This window comes from Streptococcus mitis (genome assembly GCF_001579035.1).
In the GTDB taxonomy this organism is placed as follows: Bacteria; Bacillota; Bacilli; order Lactobacillales; family Streptococcaceae; genus Streptococcus; species Streptococcus mitis_J.
In genome coordinates this window covers 306,504-307,076 of the sequence record NZ_KQ970287.1, presented here as the reverse complement: position 1 = coordinate 307,076, position 573 = coordinate 306,504, and the positions used below count along the sequence as shown (strand labels likewise).

General features: G+C 31.4%; 1 protein-coding gene. It reads left to right on the top strand.

The window, feature by feature from the left end:
* Window positions 1–302: 302 nt before the first annotated feature.
* On the top strand, window positions 303–500 hold the full coding sequence (locus SMIDD26_RS05935) for a hypothetical protein (protein WP_061439469.1): 198 nt from the start codon (window positions 303–305) through the stop codon (window positions 498–500).
* Window positions 501–573: the final 73 nt, after the last annotated feature.

Genomic DNA, 573 nt, shown 5'->3' with positions numbered 1-573 from the left:
TAGTCTCAGCCTTTGTTCTTTATGAGTCTAGTTTACATCAAAAAAAGACCGCTTGCCATAACCTAACCTTACAAAAGAGACTTTAATCTTACATTTTTGTAAGATTGGGGGAAATGTAAGTAAAATTACTTATAAAATAATTTGATTTTCTATTTTTAAAATTGTAAAATATAAGTGTGAAAAGGCTTACTTTGGAAAGGAGGAAGCGGGAACTATCATTTGAGTAAGCTTACCTAGATAACATACCATTAAATTGAACACTTGCAAGTCGTTCAGCCTATAAGGAAAGAAGGTGCGCTTTAATGAAACACAAAGAACATATACTCATCGGACTTCTCTATCTCCTCTCTCCATTCATCGGTCAGCTCTTAGTTGAAAAGACATACTTTATCGGTACACAATCTACAGCTACTGCTTATGCTATTTGCTGGCTATCAGTTGTTATCAGTATCCATCATTTATCAAAAAATGTATTGTCTCAGCATGAAAAATCAGATTAGAAATCTAAGTTCAAAATAATATTTTTAGTTTGTAGATGAATCTGGAAAAATATTATTAAAAGTAAAAAAGCTT

Bases quoted from the DNA above. Each gene is read 5' to 3' on its own strand.
- SMIDD26_RS05935 (WP_061439469.1), top strand. From the start codon at position 303: ATGAAACACAAAGAACATATACTCATCGGACTTCTCTATCTCCTCTCT.